At 53.5% G+C, this 22,710-nt stretch carries 16 protein-coding genes and 1 pseudogene; 13 read left to right on the top strand and 4 right to left on the bottom strand.

The window, feature by feature from the left end; all coding sequences use genetic code 11:
- The first annotated feature begins 16 nt into the window (after positions 1 to 16).
- The 7 genes from ACI7RC_RS15170 to ACI7RC_RS15140 all read left to right on the top strand — a co-directional run bounded on the left by ACI7RC_RS15170 (position 17) and on the right by ACI7RC_RS15140 (position 7,845).
- Positions 17 to 874 (top strand): LysR family transcriptional regulator, encoded by an 858-nt coding sequence (locus tag ACI7RC_RS15170; RefSeq protein WP_408109068.1) that lies wholly within the window; start codon positions 17 to 19, stop codon positions 872 to 874.
- 217 nt (positions 875 to 1,091) lie between these two features.
- On the top strand, positions 1,092 to 2,216 hold the full coding sequence (locus ACI7RC_RS15165; protein ID WP_408109067.1) for a C45 family autoproteolytic acyltransferase/hydrolase: 1,125 nt from the start codon (positions 1,092 to 1,094) through the stop codon (positions 2,214 to 2,216).
- A gap of 40 nt (positions 2,217 to 2,256) precedes the next feature.
- Positions 2,257 to 3,864 (top strand): ABC transporter substrate-binding protein, encoded by a 1,608-nt coding sequence (locus ACI7RC_RS15160; RefSeq protein ID WP_408109066.1) that lies wholly within the window; start codon positions 2,257 to 2,259, stop codon positions 3,862 to 3,864.
- Between the two features lie 76 nt (positions 3,865 to 3,940).
- A complete protein-coding gene (locus ACI7RC_RS15155) occupies positions 3,941 to 4,891 on the top strand; it encodes an ABC transporter permease (RefSeq protein WP_408109065.1) in 951 nt (316 codons plus the stop codon).
- A 17-nt stretch (positions 4,892 to 4,908) separates the two neighbouring features.
- Positions 4,909 to 5,826 carry an ABC transporter permease gene (locus tag ACI7RC_RS15150; protein WP_408109064.1) on the top strand — a complete coding sequence of 306 codons (918 nt, stop codon included), beginning with the start codon at positions 4,909 to 4,911 and terminating at the stop codon, positions 5,824 to 5,826.
- Between the two features lie 17 nt (positions 5,827 to 5,843).
- Positions 5,844 to 6,854 carry an ABC transporter ATP-binding protein gene (locus ACI7RC_RS15145; protein WP_408109063.1) on the top strand — a complete coding sequence of 337 codons (1,011 nt, stop codon included), beginning with the start codon at positions 5,844 to 5,846 and terminating at the stop codon, positions 6,852 to 6,854.
- Complete coding sequence (locus ACI7RC_RS15140) at positions 6,844 to 7,845, top strand: ABC transporter ATP-binding protein (RefSeq protein ID WP_408109062.1); 1,002 nt, start codon at positions 6,844 to 6,846, stop codon at positions 7,843 to 7,845. Before ACI7RC_RS15145 ends, ACI7RC_RS15140 begins: the two co-directional genes overlap by 11 nt.
- A gap of 323 nt (positions 7,846 to 8,168) precedes the next feature.
- Here ACI7RC_RS15140 and ACI7RC_RS15135 read toward each other — a convergent pair.
- A pseudogene (locus ACI7RC_RS15135) lies at positions 8,169 to 9,085 on the bottom strand (TRAP transporter permease); the annotation flags it as partial.
- Entirely contained in the window at positions 9,058 to 9,240 is a 183-nt protein-coding gene (locus ACI7RC_RS15130) for a hypothetical protein (RefSeq protein WP_408109061.1), read from the bottom strand. The pseudogene ACI7RC_RS15135 and the gene ACI7RC_RS15130, both read right to left, overlap by 28 nt.
- Before the next feature lie 191 nt (positions 9,241 to 9,431).
- Here ACI7RC_RS15130 and ACI7RC_RS15125 point away from each other — a divergent pair, with 191 nt between their 5' ends.
- Entirely contained in the window at positions 9,432 to 10,493 is a 1,062-nt protein-coding gene (locus tag ACI7RC_RS15125; protein WP_408109060.1) for a tetraprenyl-beta-curcumene synthase family protein, read from the top strand.
- On the opposite strand, the gene ACI7RC_RS15120 is transcribed toward ACI7RC_RS15125, so the two are convergent.
- Positions 10,490 to 10,663: a DUF5325 family protein gene (locus ACI7RC_RS15120; protein WP_408109059.1), complete on the bottom strand. Its 174-nt coding sequence runs from the start codon at positions 10,661 to 10,663 to the stop codon at positions 10,490 to 10,492. The two genes, ACI7RC_RS15125 and ACI7RC_RS15120, sit on opposite strands and share 4 nt — an antisense overlap.
- Before the next feature lie 308 nt (positions 10,664 to 10,971).
- Here ACI7RC_RS15120 and ACI7RC_RS15115 point away from each other — a divergent pair, with 308 nt between their 5' ends.
- The 3 genes from ACI7RC_RS15115 to ACI7RC_RS15105 all read left to right on the top strand — a co-directional run bounded on the left by ACI7RC_RS15115 (position 10,972) and on the right by ACI7RC_RS15105 (position 13,242).
- Positions 10,972 to 11,322, top strand: a complete 351-nt coding sequence (locus tag ACI7RC_RS15115; RefSeq protein ID WP_408109058.1) for a hypothetical protein — start codon at positions 10,972 to 10,974, stop codon at positions 11,320 to 11,322.
- 157 nt (positions 11,323 to 11,479) lie between these two features.
- Positions 11,480 to 11,974 carry a cation:proton antiporter regulatory subunit gene (locus ACI7RC_RS15110; RefSeq protein ID WP_408109057.1) on the top strand — a complete coding sequence of 165 codons (495 nt, stop codon included), beginning with the start codon at positions 11,480 to 11,482 and terminating at the stop codon, positions 11,972 to 11,974.
- A 53-nt stretch (positions 11,975 to 12,027) separates the two neighbouring features.
- Positions 12,028 to 13,242, top strand: a complete 1,215-nt coding sequence (locus tag ACI7RC_RS15105) for a cation:proton antiporter (protein WP_408109056.1) — start codon at positions 12,028 to 12,030, stop codon at positions 13,240 to 13,242.
- 62 nt (positions 13,243 to 13,304) lie between these two features.
- Here ACI7RC_RS15105 and ACI7RC_RS15100 read toward each other — a convergent pair whose 3' ends face one another.
- On the bottom strand, positions 13,305 to 13,796 hold the full coding sequence (locus tag ACI7RC_RS15100; RefSeq protein ID WP_408109055.1) for a cation:proton antiporter regulatory subunit: 492 nt from the start codon (positions 13,794 to 13,796) through the stop codon (positions 13,305 to 13,307).
- 284 nt (positions 13,797 to 14,080) lie between these two features.
- Between ACI7RC_RS15100 and ACI7RC_RS15095 the strand changes: the two genes are divergently transcribed.
- Positions 14,081 to 21,703 (top strand): SpvB/TcaC N-terminal domain-containing protein, encoded by a 7,623-nt coding sequence (locus tag ACI7RC_RS15095; RefSeq protein ID WP_408109054.1) that lies wholly within the window; start codon positions 14,081 to 14,083, stop codon positions 21,701 to 21,703.
- Positions 21,703 to 22,515 (top strand): formylglycine-generating enzyme family protein, encoded by an 813-nt coding sequence (locus ACI7RC_RS15090; RefSeq protein WP_408109053.1) that lies wholly within the window; start codon positions 21,703 to 21,705, stop codon positions 22,513 to 22,515. Before ACI7RC_RS15095 ends, ACI7RC_RS15090 begins: the two co-directional genes overlap by 1 nt.
- Positions 22,516 to 22,710 lie beyond the last annotated feature (195 nt).

Below are 22,710 nucleotides of genomic sequence, written 5' to 3'. Positions count from 1 at the left end.
ACAGGGAGGGAATCCGATGAACGAGAAGGACTGTCTGATGTTGAAGTACATATTTGAGATGCAAAACCTCACCAAGGCGGCGGAACTGCTTTACATGACACCGCCGGCTTTGACGTACAGGCTTCAGCAGCTGGAGAAGGAGTTTGGCGTTCAAATTATGACAAAAAACGGGAGAAGGATCGAATTTACCCCGGAAGGGCGGTATCTGGTTCAATACGCCAAGAGAGCGCTGCTGGAGCTGAGAAAGACCAGGGAACACATGCTGAATATGGGGAGCGAGGTGCAAGGCACCTTAAGGCTGGGCGTATCGCGGGCAATCGCGCTTTACAGGCTTCCCCCCATTCTGAAGAATTTTTTGGACCTTTATCCCAAGGTGGAAATTAATGTGAACACCGGCATCAGCGACGAGGTGTTCGAACTGCTGCGGGAGGAAGACATCCATGTAGGGATCGTCAGGGGGAATTACGCCTGGTCGGAAGAAAAATACCTGATTCGGGAAGAAAATGTTTATATCGTCTCGAAAGATCAGATCGATTTGCGCGATTTGCCCCGCATTCCCCGGATCAACTACAAGAACAGCTCAGATTTTAGCGAGGAAATCAATAGTTGGTGGTACGAACGCTTTAACGAACCTCCGCGCATCACGATGCAAGTCGACAACTTTGAAATCTGCAAAGAGATGGTGAAAAATCGCCTCGGTTACGCCATCATACCGGAAATATTTTTATCGCCGGAGGACCAGCTGCTCGTCACAGAAATGGTCCACCAAAATGGACAAACCATTTCCTTGAAGACGTGGATGTTTTATCGGGAATCATCCAGACAAATTACGATAGTCGACAGGTTCGTGAGTCATATCGTGTCCCATATTTAGCAATCAACCACATTCTCATCTTCTGCTGCGGCCAATTGTTAAAATTTTTTTAATAATGACCTAAAATTTATTAAATTCACTTTAAGAGTAACGAATGATACACTTTCGGTACGGAATATTCAAAAGAATACAACGCGAGAGGCAGGTGATTGTTTAGCTACCTTCGAACATGTAAGGGCTTTATCCGAAAAACTATCAAATTGAAGGAGATTGTACGATGCAGACGCAAAACACAGGCACCTTTGAGGGACAAGCAGCAAAATTTTTTCCTTCTTACCGCTTTCAGGGGACGCATCGGCAGATCGGCCGCCAATATGGCGAGGCATGTTCCGCTTTGATCGCCAAACACCTCGAATATGTAACCAAGCGGTTGAATCATCGCTTTTCTGTATCCTCGAATCAATTGGAGGAAGCCGTTTTACGCTACCGGCCTTATGTCAAAAAATACGCAGCCGCCTTTGACGAAGAGGTTGAGGGAATCGCGGAAGGGGCCAATATTACCGTAGAGGAAGCGTATCTGCTTCAACTGAGAGCCGAAGTAAACCACTTCTGCAAATCAAACACTGAATGCACGACTTTTGCCGTCTTGCCGGAGGCGGCTTCCAATGGCGTTCCGCTGATTGGACAAAACTGCGACCTCCCGGCATTCTATTCCGAACTTGGCGTGGTGATCGAGTACGTTCCTGACGACGGGCCGGCCCATCTGGTTTTAACGCCTGCCGGTCAAATATCCTACATTGGCATCAATCAGCTGGGGTTGGGGGTATTTGCTAATTTTATTACCTGTGATGGCTGGAGAGCAGGCTTCCCGCGCTATATGCTGTCCCGACTGGCTCTTACCTGCGGCACAATTGCCGAGGCTGTTTCCTTGGTGCAAAAGGTCGAGCGCGCCTCTTCGAGAAATCTGATCATGCTGGACGCACATGGGGGAGCGGTCAGTATGGAGAACACGCCAACACGGGAGGGACTGATTCCCCCGGATAACGGACTGCTTGCCCATTCCAATCATTTTATCGCAGAGGGCCTGCTTGATGCCGAGAAGCTGGGCGGGGTGGAATTGGAGAATTCACGTGTCCGCCTGGAGCGGATGAGCCATTTGCTGCAAGAGAACCACGGCCGGCTCAATGTCGAAGTGATGCAGGGCATCTTGAGGGACCGCGGCAGTTATCCCCACTGTTTGTGCCAGATGCCGGGTGACGAGGAAGTACAGGCGCCTGGTGAAAAAGCGGCGGACATTATCACTTTTGCATCGGTCATCGCCGAACCTACCGAGGGCAATCTATGGGTCGCGATTGGCCCGCCCAACCAATATGAATACAAGTGCTATTCTTTCCGTAAATAGATTGAATATTCGGTTAATATCCGACAAGGGGGGAATAAAGATGACAGGCTGGCAAGCTGCCAAAAAGGTAAGTGCTTTGTTCTTGGCGCTTTCACTCGTCGGTTGTTCGGCGGGAACCGGACAGAACGAGGGAGCGGCACCGGAAACCAAAACAGAAACAGCCCAAGAGGCAAAAACAGAGACAAAAGGGGGAGGGGAGCTGAAGATCGCGTATCAAGCGCAGCCTCCGACGCTCGATCCCTATGTGACGACATCCCAGGCGACGGCAACGATCGGAAGAAACGTGTTTGAAACGCTCGTCACAGTCGACTCCCAGTATCAGATTCAGCCGATGCTGGCCGATTCCTGGGAGCAGAGCGAGGACGGCAAGACGATTACGTTTCACTTGCGCAAAGGCGTAAAGTTCCACAACGGCAAAGAGCTGACAGCAGATGATGTGGCCGCCTCCATGAACAGGTGGATCACCGCGTCAAGCTCCGGAAAAGATCACTTCAAAGGCGCTTCCTTTGAGGCGAAGGATGCCGAAACTGCCGTCCTGCACCTCGAGAAGCCAACCTCGACCGCTCTGCCTATGCTGGGGTATGCGGGGGGAAATTATCCCGCGATCATGCCAAAGGAACTCATCGAATCGGCGGATAAAAAGGGCGTAAAGGAGTATGTCGGAACAGGTCCCTTCCAGTTCAAAGAGTGGAAGCAAGATCAGTATATTCTGCTGGCGAAGTTCCCGGATTACCAGCCGCGAAGCGAAGCGGCGGACGGCTTGGCGGGAAAACGGGAAGCCCTTGTGGACGAGCTTCGCTTTATCTTTACGCCTGATGCTTCGACACAGGTAGCCGGGCTGCTCTCCGGCGAATACGATGTGGCTTCCGACGTGTCCTACGATAATGTGGAGCAGCTGGAGAGCAATCCCGACATGGAAATCAAAACCTCTCCCACCGGGATGCTGAATATCTACTTCAACAAGCGGAAAGGTCTGTTTGCCAATGCGGCAGCCCGGCAGGCGGTAGGGGCCGGAATCGATGCGCAAGCGATCTTGACCGCCGCTTACACCGATCAAAAGTACTACGAGCTCAACCACAACATGATGATGTACTACCAGACGGGGCAGTGGTCCAGCGAGGCCGGCAAAGACAAGTACAATCAAAACAACCCGGAAAAGGCGAAAGAAATGCTGAAGGAAGCGGGGTATCAGGGACAGGAGATCAAAATCGTCACCAGCAGGGATTACGAGGATATGTACAACGGTGCCGTGGCTTTTCAGCAGCAAATGGAAAAAATGGGCGTGAAGACGAAGCTGGAGGTGTACGATTGGCCGACTTTCACCGATCTTCGTGAGGATGAAAACAAGTTTGACATCCTGGTGATCACCAATACGCCAAAACCGGAACCGAGTTCTCTGGCGTTCATGCGAAAGGATTTCACCGGTTGGACCGACAGCCCGGAATTGGACAAATTGCTGGCCGAATTCAGAGGGGCTCCTACTCTGGAACAAGCCAGGGCAGTCTATGACGACTTGCAAAAGTGGTTCTACGAATATGTTCCGGTCGTCAAAATCGGCGACGGCAACAGCATCCTGGCCTGCCAAAAGTCGGTTAAAAACGTGCAATGGCTGGACGGCAATATCTTTTGGAACGTGTCAAAAGAATAACACAATCGCACGTCCCTCCCCTTCTTCCAGACAAGCGGGGGAGGGCGGCGATGTCTGGACAAGTGGAGGATGATCTATGAATGTCTATCTGGTAAAGCGGCTGTTCGCTTTGATCCCCGTTTTATTCGTCGTCTCAGTCGTCATCTTTTTGATCATCCACTTGACGCCCGGCGACCCTGCGGCTGTCATGCTGGGGGAGTCAGCCACCCGGCAGGAAATTGCCGAATTGCGTCAGCAGCTGGGGCTTGACCTTCCGCTGTACCAGCAATATGTGAACTGGATGGCGGATGTCATACGCGGGGATTTCGGCGACTCTTATTTTATGAAGGAATCTGTCTCCCAGGCGATTTTCAGCCATTTGAAACCGACGATATCCCTCGCGATTCTCGCCCAGATCGTCGCCTTGGCGATCGCCATTCCGATCGGCATCATGGCGGCGCGGCGCAGGGGGACGGTTGCCGACCAGACGGTGATGGGATTCTCTTTGTTGGGGATGGCAGTTCCCAGCTTTCTGCTGGCCCTGTTTTTTATTTTGCTGGTCGGCGTAAAGTGGAAGCTGCTGCCGGTAGCGGGCTACAAGCCTTTGGATGCAGGGCTGTGGAATCACGTCAAGTACCTGATCCTCCCTGCCATTTCGCTCGGAGCCATACAAGCAGCGCTGATTACGCGCATGACCCGCGCTTCCATGCTGGAGGTGTTGAATGCCAATTACATTAAAACAGCTCGCTCGAAGGGAGTCAGGGAGCGTGCCGTCATCTACAAACACGCCTTGCGAAACGCGTTCCTCCCCATCCTGACGGTGATCGGGCAGACGTTTGGCGGCCTAGTAACAGGTGCCGTGGTGACAGAAACGATATTTAACATTCCCGGGATCGGGCAGCTGATCATCAATTCCGTGGAACGACGCGATTACGCCGTCATCCAGGGTGTCGTGCTGTTTGTCACCTGTGCTTATGTGTTCATCAATCTGCTCGTCGACGTGCTGTACGGCGTGATTGATCCAAGGGTGAGGCTCGAGAGGAAGTAGGGAGGAGGAATATGGATATGGGAGCGCTTGAATTAAACGCTGACAAAGTGGAGCTATCCAGTCTCAAACACAGCCTGAAAAAGCAGCAGCGCCGGCTGTTCATGCGCCGCTTCTGGTCAAACCGGCTGATGGTTACCGGAAGCGTGATCATCGCTATCTTACTCATCGTAGCCATCGCGGGACCGGCATTGGCCCCCTACGATCCGTATGAGATGGAACCGGCCAACCGGCTGCAGCCGCCAAGTGGCGAGCATTTGCTGGGGACGGACAACTTCGGCCGCGATCTCTTCACCCGCATCGTATTTGGCGCGCAAGTCTCGATGGGCGTCGGCTTTGCCGTCGCCGTCATCGCCTCGTCGATCGGGTTAGTCGTCGGTTTGTACGCCAGCTACTACCGGACGCTGGATCAGATTCTGATGCGGATCTGCGACGGGTTGATGGCGATTCCCGGCATCCTGCTCGCGATTGCTCTGGTGGCAGCGCTGGGGCCGCGCCTGGAAAATGTCATTATCGCGCTTAGTGTCGTGTTTATCCCGTCTATTGCCCGAGTCGTTCGTTCTGCTGCCCTCGTGGTCCGCGAAGAGACCTATATCGAGGCGATGAAAGCGCAAGGGGCCAGCACCGCACGGATCATCTGGCTGCACATCGCGCCCAACACGCTTTCACCGCTCGTCGTACAGGCCACGTTCGTCTTTGCCGATGCCATCATTACGGAAGCGGCGCTGAGCTTTTTGGGCGCTGGCGTGCCCACACCCGACCCGAGCTGGGGAAACATTTTATACGACGGCAAGCTGGTGATCTTTAAAGGCTGGTGGATGACGGTATTTCCCGGCATCCTGCTCATCTTGACGGTGATGGGGTTGAATTTTTGCGGTGACGGAGTCCGCGACTTGATCGATCCGCATGCCAGCCAGTCCGGCAAGAGAAAAACCTAAAGCGAAGGGGGATCATCATGGCGGAACAACCGCTTTTGGAAGTAAAAGGGCTTACCGTTCACTTTCATACGGATCGCGGCCGGATTACGGCAGTCGACGACATTTCCTTCCATGTGGAGGAAGGCGAGATACTGGGCGTGGTCGGCGAGTCGGGCTGCGGCAAAAGCGTCACCTCTCAAGCCATTCTCCGGTTGTTTGACGAAAAAAACCTGGTTGAATACGAAGGGGAAGTACGCTTTAAGGGACATGATTTGTTAGATATTTCCATATCCGATATGCAGAACATTCGCGGCAACGAGATTTCGATGATTTTTCAGGATCCGCTCAGCTCGCTCAACCCCGTCTATACAATCGGCTATCAAATCGCAGAATCGATCATGCTGCATCAGGGGGGGGCAAAAAAAGCGGCCTATGCAAGGGCGGTGGACCTGCTCCGGCTGACGGGAATACCGTCACCGGAAAAACGGGTTCACGAGTATCCGCATCAATTGTCGGGAGGGATGCGGCAGCGGGCGATGATCGCGATGACCCTGGCCTGCCAGCCCAAATTGCTGATCGCCGACGAGCCGACGACAGCGCTGGATGTGACGATTCAGGCACAGATCCTGGACTTGATCCTGCAGTTGAACCGGGCGCAAGGAATGGGCGTGATCTTTATTACCCACGATCTGGGAGTCGTCGCGGAGATCTGCTCCCGGGTGGTCGTGATGTATCTCGGGCAGATCGTGGAGGAGGCAGAGGTGGATGCCCTGTTTTCCCGTCCCCGCCATCCGTACACCCAAGGGCTGATCAAATCCATTCCACAGCTGGACGGCGACCGCTCGCAAAAGCTGCACGTCATCGAGGGAATGGTTCCGACCTTGCACAATATTCCCGGCGGCTGCCGCTTTGCTCCCCGCTGTCCCCATGCAGACCGCATGTGCCATCAGCAGCCCCCCGAGCTGACGGTGCTGGCAGACCGCCACAAAGTCAGGTGCTGGCACGCCGACAAGATCACCCAAGCCGAGGAGGAAAGCTATGTCTCTTGAGGCCGGCAAAACCCCCAAAAAACCCCTGCTTGATGTGCAGAGGCTGAAAAAGTTCTTTCCCGTGCATGGCCCATTCGGGAGCCTGGGCGGAGTTAAGGGACACGTAAAGGCGGTGAATGATGTCTCCTTTCAGCTATACGAAGGGGAGACGTTTGGCGTGGTAGGAGAATCCGGCTGCGGCAAAAGCACGATGGGTCGAACCATTTTGCGGCTGACCGAGCCGACGGACGGAAAGGCGCTGTACAAAGGCCGGGATATCTTCCAACTGCCTGGAAACGTGATGCGGGATATCCGCAAAGAGCTGCAAATGGTGTTTCAAGACCCTTACTCATCACTAAACCCGCGAAAGCGCATCGGCCCGGCGCTGGAAGAGCATCTGGCCATCCACTCCATCGGCCGGAAGGAAGAGCGCATCGAACGGGTGATGGACATCATGCATAAGGTAGGACTGCAAATGGATCACTACTACCGCTATCCCCACGAGTTCTCCGGGGGACAGCGTCAGCGGATCGGGCTGGCAAGAGCGCTGATCGTCAGTCCGCAGATCGTGATCTCGGATGAACCCGTCTCTGCCCTTGACGTGTCCATCCAGTCGCAGGTGATCAATCTCTTGCAGCAGCTGCAGGAGGAGTATACACTCACCTATCTCTTTATCGCTCATGACATCAGCGTCGTCCGTCACATATCCGACCGCATCGGAGTGATGTATCTGGGGCAGATGGTGGAACAAGCCTCGACCGACAGCCTGTTTGCCACCCCGCTGCACCCGTATACACAAGCCTTGCTGTCGGCGGTACCAGTGGCGAACCCGCGGCGAAAAAGAGAGCGGATCATCCTCAAAGGGGAGATCCCGTCCCCCTTGCACCCGCCGTCCGGCTGCATTTTTCACACCAGATGCCCGTACGTGATGGATGTCTGCAAAACAGAAGCACCTGTGACGCAGCAAATGTCGCCACACCATCAGGTATCCTGTCATTTGTATAGTCACTGATTCAGGAAAAAGCCCCGGGAGACTGAGAAAAATGGAGCGAGTGCAGGCCTTGGCACGCCTCCCCAGTCGGAACGGAAAAAAAGCGGCACATGCTTGTCGACCAATCACTTCATTGAGATACTTCCGCCCGTAGGGTGGATTTTGGTCGACGTGCCGCTTTTTTGTAGTGGAGACGGACATCCCCGGCTCCCTTGCAGGCGTGCCACGAACGGAGCGAGCCCATTTTTCTCAGTCTCCATGCACAATGTTCTCCAAAGCCAAAGCAAAAGCCAAAGCAAAAGCCAAAGCAAAAAACCGCGGGGAAGCATCCCGCGGTTTTAACCTTACCCATTTACCTGTAATTGCTGCGGAGCCGACTTGGACCGGCGATACGACAGGAAGAAGACCGCTGCCAGAATCACGATTCCGATGGTGTCACTCCATACGCCGGGTACGATCGCGCACAATCCTGCGGCGATCGAGGCGATCCGTTCAACCGGATTTAATCTGGACATCCAATATCCGATCATACCGGCCCCGACACCGATCATACCCAGAACGGAAGTGATCATAACCCACAGCGACTGCATGAATGTCGTGTCGATCAAGAGCAGCTGCGGCGACAAGACAAAGATATACGGCGCCAGGAAAGCCGCTATCGCCAGGCGTGTCGACTCGACACCGGTCTGGATCGGTTTTGACTTGGCTAGACCGGAGGCGGCAAAGGCGGCAAGTGCGACAGGAGGCGTAATATCGGCGACAATCCCGAAGTAGAACGTAAACATATGAGCCGACAAGGCCGGAACACCCAACTGGATGATCGCCGGAGCGGCAATCGTCGAGGTGATGATGTAGTTGGCAGTCGTCGGCGTGCCCATGCCGCCAAGGCATCCAGTATGTCCTTGAACGACATCCGGGTCTCTTTGCGGAAGGCTCCGACGACGATGGAGGAGACGATACCGCAGATGGCGCTGAATTCCGCCGAGCGGCCAGCCATCAATACTCCGATGATGACGAAAATAGGGGCGAGCATGTACAGCTTTTTCAGGATTTCTTTCTTATTCGGGATTTCCTCTCTGCTAACGCCGCGCAGTCCCAGGCGCTTTGCTTCAAAGTGCACCATGATCCAGATGCCGGTGAAGTACAGAATGGCTGGAAGCACGGCTGCTTTGACGATATCCCAGTAGGGTACGCCGAGAAATTCCGCCATCAAAAACGCTGCTGCTCCCATGATCAGCGGCATGATTTGCCCCCCGGTGGCGAACTGCTGGCTTGTTGGCCGCCTCCGGAGCCGCTGCTGCTTTCACCGCCTGCAGGAGCGCTGCCTCCGGTGCTGCCGCCACCGCCGCCGCAAGCTGCCAGCAGAAGCATGCTCGACAATAGGACCGAGGAGAATAAAACCTTTGCTTTTTTCAATGAGAAAGCCCCCTTTATATGTATGATGTCGGACACAATTGTGGCCATTCACCCATTATTTTAAGTCAGTCTAATGGGAACCTACAGAATACTACGAAAAGTGACGGAATGGGTAAAAACGAGAAGAGAGGAGAGACAAGGGGCATTTATATGATAAGATGTAGCTATTGGTGAAAAAGGAGGAACAATGCGTGGACGGGAAACCAATTCGATACCCATGGCAATTGATTTATCGCGTATATCGCTACGTCAAACCACAGCTTGATGACACATTTGCAGCTTGGTATCGGCGTGCTGGGAACATTCCTGACCGCGAGTTGAGGAAACAAGCTTTAGCCAGTATGGAGACCAAAAAATTTCACTGTCAAGGGGGGACGGTCTACGCCACCCAGGCGATTCCCTTCGTGGATACGCTGGTGCCGCTGATCGTCGCGTACCAGACCATAAGCGATTACCTGGACAATTTATGCGACCGAAGCACATCCCTGGACCCGCAGGACTTTCGTCAACTCCACCTGTCCATGCAGGACGCCCTGACGCCGGATGCGCCGCTCCGGGATTACTACCGCTACCGGACAGAGAAGGACGATGGCGGGTATCTGAATGACCTGGTCAAAGCTTGCCAACAGCAGGTAAAAAAGCTTCCTTCGTATTCGATCGTACAGTCGCGCGTACTGGAGCTCTCGCTTTTGTACAGCGATTTGCAGGTATACAAACACATCGCCCGCGAGCAGAGGGAAGCAGAACTTCTCTCCTGGTGGGAAAAGTACCGCGCCGACCATCCGCACATCTACTGGCAAGAATTTTCCGCCGTGACAGGCTCTACGATTGGCATATTCGCCCTGCTTGTCCTGGCCACAAAAGAGCATGTGGACCTTGCGGAAATCGACGCGCTCAATTCGGCTTACTTCCCGTGGATCTGCGGACTCCACATCCTGCTCGACTACCTGATCGACCTGGAGGAGGACCGGCAGGGCGGGGATCTCAATTTTGTCAGCTATTACCGGTCTGACGAAGAAGCACTGGCCCGGCTGAGGTACTTCATCGAACAGGCCAAACAGAGCGCCGAAAAACTGCCCGATGCTGCCTTCCACCGCATGATCATAGACGGATTGGTTGCTTTCTACCTCGTCGACCGCAAAGTCAACCCCAGCCAACCGCAGATTTACGCCATCGCCAAACAACTGCTGCGGCAGGCGAACGGTCTGACCTCCCTGTTTTTTTATGTGAACAGCCTGTTCGTCCGGCGTTAGCGGTTGTGCTTGCGCTTGTACATAAAGCCGCCGCCCATGAGCACGGTTGCCGCAATCAGGCAGGCAAAGATGCCGATCACACTTTGTTCCCCGATAGCGATGCCTACTCCGACAAGGCTGAAAGCAACTCCGACAGCCAGTGCCAATGTAACTGCTTGATAGCGATTCATCTCGTACGACCTCCTGTTTGGAATGAAAAGCTTCTTTTAGATAGAAGCCTGTTAATCCGGATAAGAAAGCTTCCTGCAAGTTTCTGATGGAAGCTTTTCTTATTATACAGCATTATGGCCTCTTGCAGGGGACGACCCTGTATCTTTCTTGTACGGTGTGGTCGGTGATTTGACTTGAAAATGTCGACATGATTTAATAAAAGGGATAATCGCAATTTTTCACAAGCTTGCGGACAGGAGGAAAGAAAGCTTGCTTGCGACCAAACGGACAGCAAGCAGCATGCAATGGTTTCAAAGGAGGTGCACGAATGATGTTTTCCCGCTACATTTGCCGTTTGCTGACAACATGCGCTTGTTTCGTGCTGCTCCTGTTTTCCTTTGCACCTGTCTCTTTGCTTGCCGCGGACAGTCAAACCTCCCAAGGCAGCTCCGCAGAGTATTTTCCGCATCTTAACGCCAATAAGGCAGCTGCCTTCAGGCAAAAAATCTCCCTCAAATTTCACTGGCAGCTAAAAGTTTTGGCGTTTATCGCTTTGTTTCCACTGTTGTTGGCAAACCTCCCCATCACTTCCATCCACAGACAATTCTTTTTTATCCCCATTGCGTTAAAACGTTTATTTCTCATGCCCATCAAGTACACAACCACCTTCCTCGTGTAAGTTCATGACGCCCATTTACCCTAACCAAGCTATCTTTTTTGACAGCCTGGAGGACTGTCATATTGGATTAAACCTCTGTAATCCCAGTTGAAAACTTGGATAAATATCTGCAGAATATGTAATTTTTACCCAAAATAACATATTGGAGGTAATCGCTATGACGATTCGCGAGTCTGATCTGCCGGGCATTGGCCGTAAATTTCAATTTGAGGCCCGCAGCGGGGAAAAGCTGGTCATCATCATTCATGATGACGGGCGCCGGGAGCTCTATCATTTTGACAGCAAGGATCCAGACGAAAGCTTGTCCATGGTGACCCTGGACGACGATGAGGCCAGGCTGGTCGCCGGGATCCTTGGCGGCATGACCTATAAGCCGAAAGCTTTGGATACGATTGAGGTTACACTGGAGGATTTAGTGATTGAGTGGTACAAGATTGAACCTCACGCCAACTGTATCGGGAAGAAAATCGGAGAAATGAAAGTCCGGGAAAAAACAGGGGCAACGATCATTGCCGTGGTGGAAAAAGACCATAAAAAACAGATCAACCCCGGACCTGATTACGTGTTTGCCGCTCATTCAACCCTGATCGTCGCCGGGGAAAGGCGACACCTGAAAATGTTAAAAGAATACATGCAAAAGGGGCTTGATTAGATTGTCCCGGCTGTTTGCACAAGGCGAATACAACAGGAAACAGGGGGGATTTGATGGATACTCTTATTTTTGAAATAGGGTTGGCCCTCGGGTTGATTACCCTTGTCGGCTTGATTTCCACCAAGCTTCGTTTTTCCGTGATACCGTTCTATATATTGGTCGGCATGGCGGTTGGGCCGCATGCACCGCATTTTGGAATGATCGACCTGCGCTTCATCGAAAGCTCCGTGTTCATTGATTTTATGGGCCGGATCGGCGTCCTTTTTCTCTTGTTTTACCTGGGGCTGGAGTTCTCCGTAGGGCGGCTGATCAAATCGGGCAAGTCGATCATCGTCGGCGGTTTGTTTTACGTGGCGCTCAACTTCGTCTCCGGACTGCTGCTCGGCTGGATGATGGGCTTGCCGCTGAAGGAAACGCTGGTCGTCTGCGGGATCATGACGAGTTCTTCTACAGCGATCGTCGCCAAGGTGCTGGTAGACCTGAAGCGAACGGCCAATCCCGAGACAGAGATCATCATGGGCATGATTATGTTTGACGACTTGTTTATCGCCGTGCACATGTCCATCTTGTCCGGGTTGGTGTTAAGCGGTGCCACCTCATTTATGGGCGTGCTGTTCACTTCGCTGTCGGCCCTCGTCTTCATTCTGCTGTTCTTGATCATCGGCAGAAAAATCATCAAGTACATCGACAAGCTGTTCAACATACAGTCATCAGAATTGTTTTTGCTGCTGGTCGTAACCTCGCTCTTTTTGGTTGCCGGCTTTTCAGAGACCCTGCACGTGGCAGAGGCGATCGGTGCGCTGTTGATCGGGCTGGTTTTGGCCGAATCAAAGCACGTCAAGCGGATTGAACACCTGGTCCTGCCGTTCCGCGACTTCTTCGGCGCTCTGTTTTTCTTCAGCTTTGGCCTGACGATCGATCCGCTGTCTTTGGGCGGGGCGGTGTGGATGGCGCTTATCGCTGTCGTGCTGACGATCATCGGCAACCTCGTCGCGGGGATGATCGCGGGGCGTATCTCCGGCATCTCCAATCGGGCCTCGGTCAACATCGGCTTTACGCTGGTGTCGCGGGGGGAATTTTCCATCATCATGGCCAATATCGGCAAGGCGGGAGGGCTGCTTCCGACGGTTCAGTCGTTTGCCGTTCTGTACGTGCTGATCCTGGCTGTCCTCGGTCCGCTGCTGACGAAGGAATCGAAAAACATCTACAACTTCTTCCAACAGCTTTCATCCAAAGGGCAGGCGCAAAGCCAGCAAGGAAAGATGTGAAGAAAGAGAAGCAGGCAGCAGGAGACAGTCGATTAACTGTCACCTGCTGCCTGCTTGTATGCTTATTCACCGCTGGCCAAAAGCTGCTTGAACGCTTTGACATGCTGTCTTTCCCCGACCACGATGAGCGTGGAACCGCCGGCGAGGATTTGGTCCGGACCGGGGTTGATCTTTTTATAATGACCGGCCTCGATGACTGCAATGATCGTCGCGCCGGTTTTTTGCCGAACGGCTAACTGTCCGATCGTTTTTCCGATACAAGCGGCCTGCGGTTCGACTTTATGCCATTCGATCACCAGATCGTTCAGAGTGATCTCGATATTTTCCAAAGCTTTCGGCTTGTAGTTCATCCCTCCGATGATTCCGGCGATTTTCATGGCTTCCTCATCGTCGAGAGTGATTGTCGAAACGCATTCATCAGGGTTGGATTGATCGAGATGATAGATCTCCCGCCGGCCGTTGTCGTGAATGACGATGATCAGCTTATCCCCATTGCGGGTTTCCATTTGGAATTTGCGGCCAATCCCTGGTAAATCGGATTCCCAAATGTTCAATGCGCAAACCTCCTTTGCCAGCCGAAATGACCCAAATATTCCTTCCATTATACACAAGTGCACAGATACAAGCCAGGTCGCGGAAGAGTGCTGAAAGGTTTTAAAAATTAACTGAAAAATCTGTAATTTTGCAGTATAATGTTCAAAAAGGCATGGTTTTTTCTGCGGCTGCCGATAATTCACCCCTAGAAAAGTCAATGAATCTATACAGGTCATGGAACATAAAAATACTTTAGTCGTCAGAATCCCCCGACTCCACTTCGCACGTGAAAGGAAGAGAACGGATGATAGATAACCATTCAGATACCATAGACGGAGGGCAGAAACCGTTTACAGTCCCCTCCATTACGCTCCCGAAAGGGGGAGGGGCAATTCGTGGAATGGGGGAGAAGTTTTCCGTCAATCCCGTCGTCGGCACCGGTACCTTGTCTGTTCCGATCGGAGTCAGTCCGGGACGTTCCGGCTTCGGCCCCCAACTCTCGCTAACCTATAACTCCGCCTCGGGCAACGGGCCGTTTGGCTTAGGATGGTCTCTCTCGCTTCCGAGTATCGTGCGCAAGACGGACAAGGGACTGCCGCAATACCTGGACGCGGAAGAATCCGATGTATTTGTGCTTTCGGACACCGAGGACCTGGTTCCGGTCGCCGATGATGAACCCCCACCCATTCCGGGGTATACCGTTTATCGATATCGTCCGCGAATCGAAGGAGCCTTCGCCCGTATTGAACGGTGGATCCGTGACAGCGATGGCGATGTGCATTGGCGTTCGATTACCCGGAATAATGTTTTGACCATCTATGGCCTGGATCTCAACGCCCGAATACATAACCCGGTAGACCCCAGTCGCGTCTTTTGCTGGCTAATCAGCGAGATGCGCGACGATATTGGCAACGCCATCATGTACGAGTACAAACCCGAGGATGGAACAGGTGTCGATCTTGCCCAAGTTCATGAACGAAATCGGGGAGAACGAACGGATCTCCGGCGCACGGCCAATCGCTATCTCAAGCGCATCCGCTACGGCAACCGCACGCCCTTGCTCAACAGCGAAGGACTTCGTCCGGATTTTCTTGATGCGAGCCTGCTCGGGCAGACAGATTGGTTGTTCGAGACCGTCTTCGATTACGGTGAACATGACAGCAATCTTCCCACCCCGAACGACACCGGTCAATGGGCCTGTCGTCAAGATGCTTTCTCGACCTATCGGGCAGGTTTTGAAATCCGTACCTATCGCTTATGCAAAAGGGTTTTGATGTTCCATCATTTCGAACACGAAGCCGGAGTTGGCACCAATTGCCTGGTGCGATCCACGGAATTTTCCTACTCCCTAGATCAAGACCCTGCAAATCCTCGCAACTTTGTTTATACATACCTCTCAACAGTCACCCACACCGGATACAAGCGAAAAGAAGACGAATACGAAAAAAGCGCCCTTCCACCGGTTGCCTTCACATACAGTCAGCCCGTCATACAGGATAACGTGGAAACGTTGGACCCCGATAGCCTTGACCATTTGCCGTCGGGAATCGACAACAATGCTTATCAGTGGACAGACTTGCATGGGGAAGGCATTCCTGGCATTCTAACGGAACAGGGCGGCGGATGGTTCTATAAACGCAATCTCAGCCCCATCAGCCAGCGGCCGGTCGAATTTGCACCTGTCGAAATTGTAGCCGTAAAGCCCAATCTGTCCTTGACCGGCGGGAAAGCCCAGTTTATGGACTTGGACGGCGACGGCAGACCCGAACTTGTCATGCTGGAGGGACCCGTGCAAGGGCTGTACGAGCACGACGCGGAAGAAGGGTGGCAGGCGTTCCGTCCCTTTTCCTCACCGCTTAATTGCGACATGCGCAATCCCAACCTGCGGCTTGTAGATTTGGACGGTGATGGTCATGCGGATGTGCTGATCACGGAACAAGATACCATAGTCTGGCATCCTTCACTTCAAGATGAGGGTTTCGGGCCGGCACGCCGCATTTCGCAAGCGCTGGATGAGGAACAAGGGCCGCGACTTGTATTCGCGGACGGGTCGGAGTCCGTCTATCTCGCTGATATGTCGGGCGACGGCCTGAATGACCTTGTGCGGATTCGCAACGGTGAAATTTGCTATTGGCCCAACCTGGGACATGGCCGATTCGGTTCCATGGTAACGATGGATGCTTCTCCTGTATTCGATGCACCGGATCAATTCGAGCAAAAACGCATTCGGCTCGCCGATATTGACGGTACGGGGACAACCGACATCATCTATTTACACGGCGACGGGGTTCGCCTCTACTTCAACCAATCCGGCAATCGTTGGAGCGATGCGAAAATGCTGGATGTGTTCCCGCACGTGGACGATCTCGCGGTTATCGCGGCAGTCGATCTGCGGGGCAACGCCACGGCCTGTCTGGTCTGGTCGTCTCCCTTACCGGGTGACAGCGGGCTGCAGATGCGTTTTGTGGATCTAATGGGCGGGCAGAAGCCCCATCTGCTCATCCGCGTCGTCAATAACATGGGTGCAGAGACCCGCATCCAGTATGCGCCTTCCACCAAGTTCTATCTCGCAGACCGTATAGCAGGCAGGCCTTGGTTGACTCGTATCCCGTTTCCTGTTCATGTGGTGGAACAGATCGAGACTTATGACCATGTCAGCCACAGCCGATTCGTCACCCGCTATGCGTACCATCATGGCTGCTTTGATGGAGAGGAGCGGGAATTCCGCGGCTTCGGAATGGTCGAACAGTGGGATACGGAAGCGTACGAAGACTATGCGGCTGGCGTCCAGCGGTTTGATGGGAGCCAGGAATCTGCGCCGGAACTGTATCAATCACCGGTCACCACCCGTACCTGGTTTCACACCGGCATGCTACTTGGCCAAAACGGCATTTTACACCCATTCCACAGCGAGTATTATCAGGGAACACAGCATCTTCCCGAGGTGGTACTGCCTGAAAAAATGAGCGACCGCGAATGGCTGGAGTGCCTTCGCAGCATGAAAGGATTGCCGCTCCGCCGGGAAATATACAGTTTCGACGGGTCGGAGCGGGAAAAGCATCCGTACAGCGTCGTAGAGAACACCTACGAGATCAGGCGAATCCAACCGCTCGGCACGTGCAAACATGCCGTATTCCTGCCAGTAGCACGGGAATCCCTGACAATCGGTTATGACCGGAACCCGCATGACCCCCGCATCTCGCACAGTCTGCAGCTCGAAGTGGATGAGTACGCCAACGTATGGAAATCATGTACGGTTGTGTATGGCCGTCAATTGGTTGACACCGACCTTCCGCCAGAAGTCACTCGCGATCAACAAAAGATGGTAATCACCTATTCAGAAACCGACTACACCTCGGAAGCAGCGTACAGCCATCCGGTATCCGCCTATCGGTCGCGCGTTCCTTTCGCGTCCAGAAGCTATGAGATTACCGGTGTATCATCCGATTCCGATCTGTTCGGGTTTGAAGAAATCCGTCTGAAGATTGAAGGCACTTCCAAAATCGCGTATGAAACCTTAGCAGACGAAACGGTTCCGCAGAAGCGGTTGCTATCCTGCAGTCGAACCTTGTACCTTGACAACGGCTTGAGGCCGCTGCCGCTCGGTCAGTGCGATTCGCTTGGCTTGATGTATCAAAGCTATCAATTGGCTCTTACACCATCGATTATCCAACTTTATTATGCGGATAAGGTGACGGATGCTGAGTTTTCCGCTGCGGGGTATGTCCATTTCGATGGGGACGACAATTGGTGGATCCCGTCAGAAACAGCCGTATTTGCGGACAATTCCGCCGCGCATTTTTACATGCCCGTCGGCATCAGAAGCCCCATGGGCGTGGAGACGATCATGACGCCGGATCCGTACGATCTACTGACAGAACGCGTGCAGATCAAGCAGGCATCCTGGAATGTGATGACGGTGAAGAACGATTACCGCATATTGGGGCCGTCCCTAATTACGGATGCCAACGGAAACCGTTCTGCGGTGGAGACCGATGCGCTCGGGATGGTCATCTCGTCAGCAGTCATGGGCAAGAAGGGGGGCAAAGAAGGAGACAGCCTTGACGATCCGTCGGTGCGAATGGAATACGACCTGTTCAATTGGCAGTTGAACGGCAAGCCGACTTACGTGCGGATTCTCTCCCGCGAAAAGCACGGAACTTCCGATTCCCGCTGGCAAGAAAGCTATGCATACTGGAACGGAAGTGGCGGCGTGGCCATGGTCAAATCCCAGGTGAATCCAGGCATAGCACGGGAGGCGAATCCGGATGGGACCGTGTCGGAGGTTGAGACAACTGCGCGCTGGGTGGGCAACGGCCGTATCGTTTTAAACAACAAGGGCAACCCCGTCAAGCAATACGAACCATATTTCAGCACCACGTTCGAATACGAAGATGTTAAATCCCTTCGTGAAACTGGTGTTACCCCGATTTATTATTACGATGCATTAGGCCGAAATATCCGAACCGTGCTTCCAGACGGAACCTTCACCCGGACAGTGTTTGAACCTTGGAAGAAGCAAACGTACGATGCCAACGATACGGTTAAAGAAAGCGGATGGTACACTGACAGGGGTGAACCGGATCCTGAGGCCGATTCCGAACCGCTGCACGATCCCGAAGCTAGGGCGGCATGGCTGGCAGCCCGCCATGCCGATACCCCCGGCACCGTGCATTTCGACAGTCTCGGACGATCCGTCTGTGCTGTCACCGACTATGGCGGAGGTATAACGGCATCGGTGCGCTCACAGAGCGATACAACCGGTCGCTTCTCCAAGCTGTTCGATCAGTCCAACCGGGAGGTATCCAGCGGTTTCGTCAGCATGACCGGTGCTAACGTATATGGCGAAAGCGCCGAAAAAGGGCGGCGCTGGACGTTCCAAAATATCTCGGGCGCAATCGTTAAAACATGGGATGAATACGGCCGGCAATTTCGAACCGAATACGACCCGCTGCAGCGGCTGCTTTCAATCTTCGTACAGGAAGCCGGGCAGTCCGAGATTTTGTTCAATTATATCGTATATGGGGATCGGCATCCGGACGCCTATCGCCTTAACTTGAACGGTGTCGCCCATCAAATATTCGATCCAACCGGGATGGTATGTGTCGCGGAAGTAGATTTTAAAGGGAACACGTTGCGGGTGGAACGCATATTAGCCAAAAGTTACCAGATCTGTCCCGACTGGCAGGTGCTGGCGGAACAACCCGATTATTGGGCCGTGCATTCTGCCGCCGAAGCCGAGCTGGAGAGTGACGAGGTTTTTGTCACCGCGACAGAATACGACGCCCTCAACCGGCCGATCCGTGCGATCCTTCCCGACAGAACCATATTCGTGCCAACCTACAACGAGGCCAATTATCTGGTCAAGTTGAACGTGAAAATACGAGGTCAGGGCAACTTCGTCGAATTTCTGGCCGATCAGGACTTTGATGCCAAGGGACTTCGCCAGTACGTCCGCAAAGGAAATAACGTGATCAGCCGGTATTTCTATGACGCGAAAAATTTCCGTCTCACCGATCTGCTCACCGTCAAATCCGGCGATGATGCGGATGTGAAGGCGCTCCAAAAGCTGCACTATACGTACGATCCTGTTGGCAATATCACACAGATCCGCGATGAAGCACAGCAAACATACTTTTTCAATAATACGGTCGTCAAACCGGAAAGCTTATTCGCCTACGATGCGAAATATCAGCTGATCCGCGCGACTGGCCGGGAGCATGCGGGGGATGTAAACAACGCCATTCGCACCGACGCGGATCTTGATTACGTCCCGCAGCTTCCGCACAACAATAATGCTGGAGCGGTACGAACATACATCGAAATATACGAGTACGACCTGCTGGGCAACATCACTGTCATGCGCCACCACTACAAAGCCCACAACGGCAGCGGCAACGGATGGACCCGCTATTACCGGTATGCCTATGAGAGCGACCCGAACGATCGTACGAACCGGCTGACCAAGACCGCCATGCCGGGTGATCCGGACGCTGGGCCTTACAGTGGGATTTATGCATATGATGTGTACGGCAATATGACCCGGATGCCGCATGTAACAGAGATGAATTGGGATTTTTTGGATCAATTTCGGCGTGCGGATCTCGGGGGAGGAGGCACGGTTTATTACGTCTACGATACGGAAGGGCAGCGCATCCGGAAGGTGATCGAGCGGCAGGGCGGCAGCCGATCCGAACGCATCTATTTCGGCGCGGTGGAAATATTGCGCGAGCGTAAAAGCGGCAGTACGGATCCGCATTTCGAACGATACACCTTGCACATCGATGACAACGGTGAGCGGATTGCCCAGGTGGATATCAAAACACGGGACGATAACAACAAAGACCCGGATAATCCCCTTAACGTACCGTTGATCCGGTATACGTACAGCAACCACCTCGGATCGGCCGTACTGGAGACCGACGGGAACGGATCCGTTGTCTCTTATGAGGAATTTCATCCATATGGCACCTCCGCGTATCGCTCGGCCAAACCAGGATTCGATCTGAGTTTGAAGCGCTACCGCTTCAGCGGCAAAGAGCGGGATGATGAAACGGGCTTGTACTGTTTCGGAGCAAGGTATTACTGCGCATGGTTGGGAAGATGGTCGTCCGGTGATCCCGCCGGGTTCGCGGGAGGCCTCAATCTGTTCCGGTACTGCACCAATAATCCGATTATGTTTCGTGATCCTGATGGAAGGCAGGAATGGCGGACGGACTATCAAGTTTGGGACAGTTTGAGCACCGGCGGCGATGATGGTGGACCTGTCGATACGCTTCCGGAATTCCAGAGATGGGCGACGGATCATAACATCGAGTATGAGGGCACCCCGAAGTTCGGGCCCGACGGCTGGCAAGTAGATAAATGGCGAATCGTGGAAAGAGGTCCGCCCGACGGTTCCGGTCAAGCAGCAGGCGATTCTCCGGGGGATTCGACAGAGGGGGGCGGTGAACAAGGGGCCGGAAGTGAAACGGACGGCAATCCGTCAGATCATGGGTCGGGAGATGGTCAAGGCCAAGGCTCCGGTGAAGGCTCCGGTGAAGGCAGCGGAGGAGGAGAAGGAGGCAGAAGTTTCTTCACCAGCAGTTTTTTTCGAGGAGTGGTGGTCGGGCTTGCCATCACCGTAGCGGTCGTGGCGATCGTCGCTACGGGCGGCGCTGCATTGGCGGCGATTGCCCCTGCTGCATCCGCGGCAATTGCCTCTTCTACGGTCATCGGCACGGGATTGACCGTTGTCGGATATGCCGGAATGGCAGCGACGGCCTACAATACGGTGCAATCGATTCGCCAGCGCGATATCTGGGATAACCCGATATCCGAAGAAGAAGCCAACTATAACCTGGGCATGGGAATCGGTTCTATTATGGGGGGCGGGATCGCCAAATCCGTCGCAAGCGTGGGCAGCTCGGTCGGAGGGCAGATTGGAAATTCGATCAACCGTGCAGGGGCAGCCATCGAAACCATGGGTATGGGTCAGTTTGCCACAGCTAACGGCGCTTCACTCGGAAATGCCATCTCTGTTGCTCCTTCGGCCGTATCCGGGGTCAGTACGACCACAGCGGTAGGGGCATCTGGAACGGGGATGGGCGCAGGTGTCATGATGTCCCGCCACCATGCGGATTGGGAGCATCGGGATTCAGAAGGACGCTTTATTACCCGCGGCAACGAAACGAGCGGTTCGGATACTCCGCCGGGAAGGCGTCTGTCGTGGGATGAACAGCTTTCCGTCCATACGGAGCGCAAAATTTTGGAACAGCTTGGCGGACAAGTGAAGCCCGGCGAAATTATCACAATACGGGGTACGAAACCGCCGTGCGACCCCGGCGGCAGAGGCTGCGCGTCGGCCATGCAGGCATTCGCGGAGAAATACGGCGTTAAGATCATATATCAAAATACGTTGACAGGGCAAACTTGGAGGTATCCATGATGATGGAGCAAAATAGCAAACGACTTGGCTTTCAAATGGAACGGATCGACACAGAGCACATCCACAAGCAAATCGCTTCCGCTTTCGGCGGCGAATTTATGCCCGACAATCAGCCTGGAACAACATCCTGGCCGCCGGCATTTATCCATGAACCGTCCGGACAGCGGTTCCGGTATATCCCAGGCGGTCAGTTCCGCATGGGCTTGTCAGAAGGAGAAGAAGCCGCTGCACGGAAGCTCTGCAACCCCTTCCCGGCCAATATTGGGGAAATGAGGCCAGTTCGGCTGATCAAGATCTCTCCGTTCCTGATGGGGGAACGTCCCGTCTTGACAAGAGAGCTCGGAGGAGAAACAGGGAATTATCCGAACGCCGCCGCGTACGTTAGCTTTGATACCGCCCGCAAACATGCACATCGATATGGGATGACCCTGCCTTCGGAAGCACAATGGGAATACGCCTGCAGAGCAGGGACTGAGACCTTGTTCACTTTCGGGGATCGCTTGCCGGAAGAATCCGAGCTTGCCGAATGGCTGACCTTTGATTTTTCTGCGGGATATGGGCGTGCCAACGGGTTCGGCATGTACGGTCTGTTTATAGGAGAATGGTGCTCGGATGTTTTCACTGATTCCTATGAACCCGACTTGGGCAAATCGAATGACGGACCCAGGGTTGTTCGCGGCGGCGGCGCTTATTTCTGGCCATGGCAAGACCAGGAATGGGTCTGGTGCATGTCCGCGATGCGCTGCCCCTCAACCGATCTTCCGGATGGGGAATGCGGTTTTCGATTCGTAAGGAATCTCCCGGATTCTTAAACAGTCAATTTTCCCGGTCAGGGAAAGGGTTTTTGCCCCAATTTTGTTTGAAATTCCCTGACCGTGGGAACCGAAAATTCAAGCAGTAGGAGCAGCCCGCTCATTTCCGCGTGATTTGTTGTTTAACTGGTATCCCTATGTGCTTAGAATAAAAAATTTTTGCTCAAAGCAAACCTAATATGCCTTGAGCGAAGC

Source organism: Brevibacillus sp. B_LB10_24 (assembly GCF_046036945.1).
Classification (GTDB): Bacteria; Bacillota; Bacilli; order Brevibacillales; family Brevibacillaceae; genus Brevibacillus_C.
Note: the sequence above shows the minus strand (reverse complement) of the source record. Positions and strands in the feature narration are given on the sequence as shown.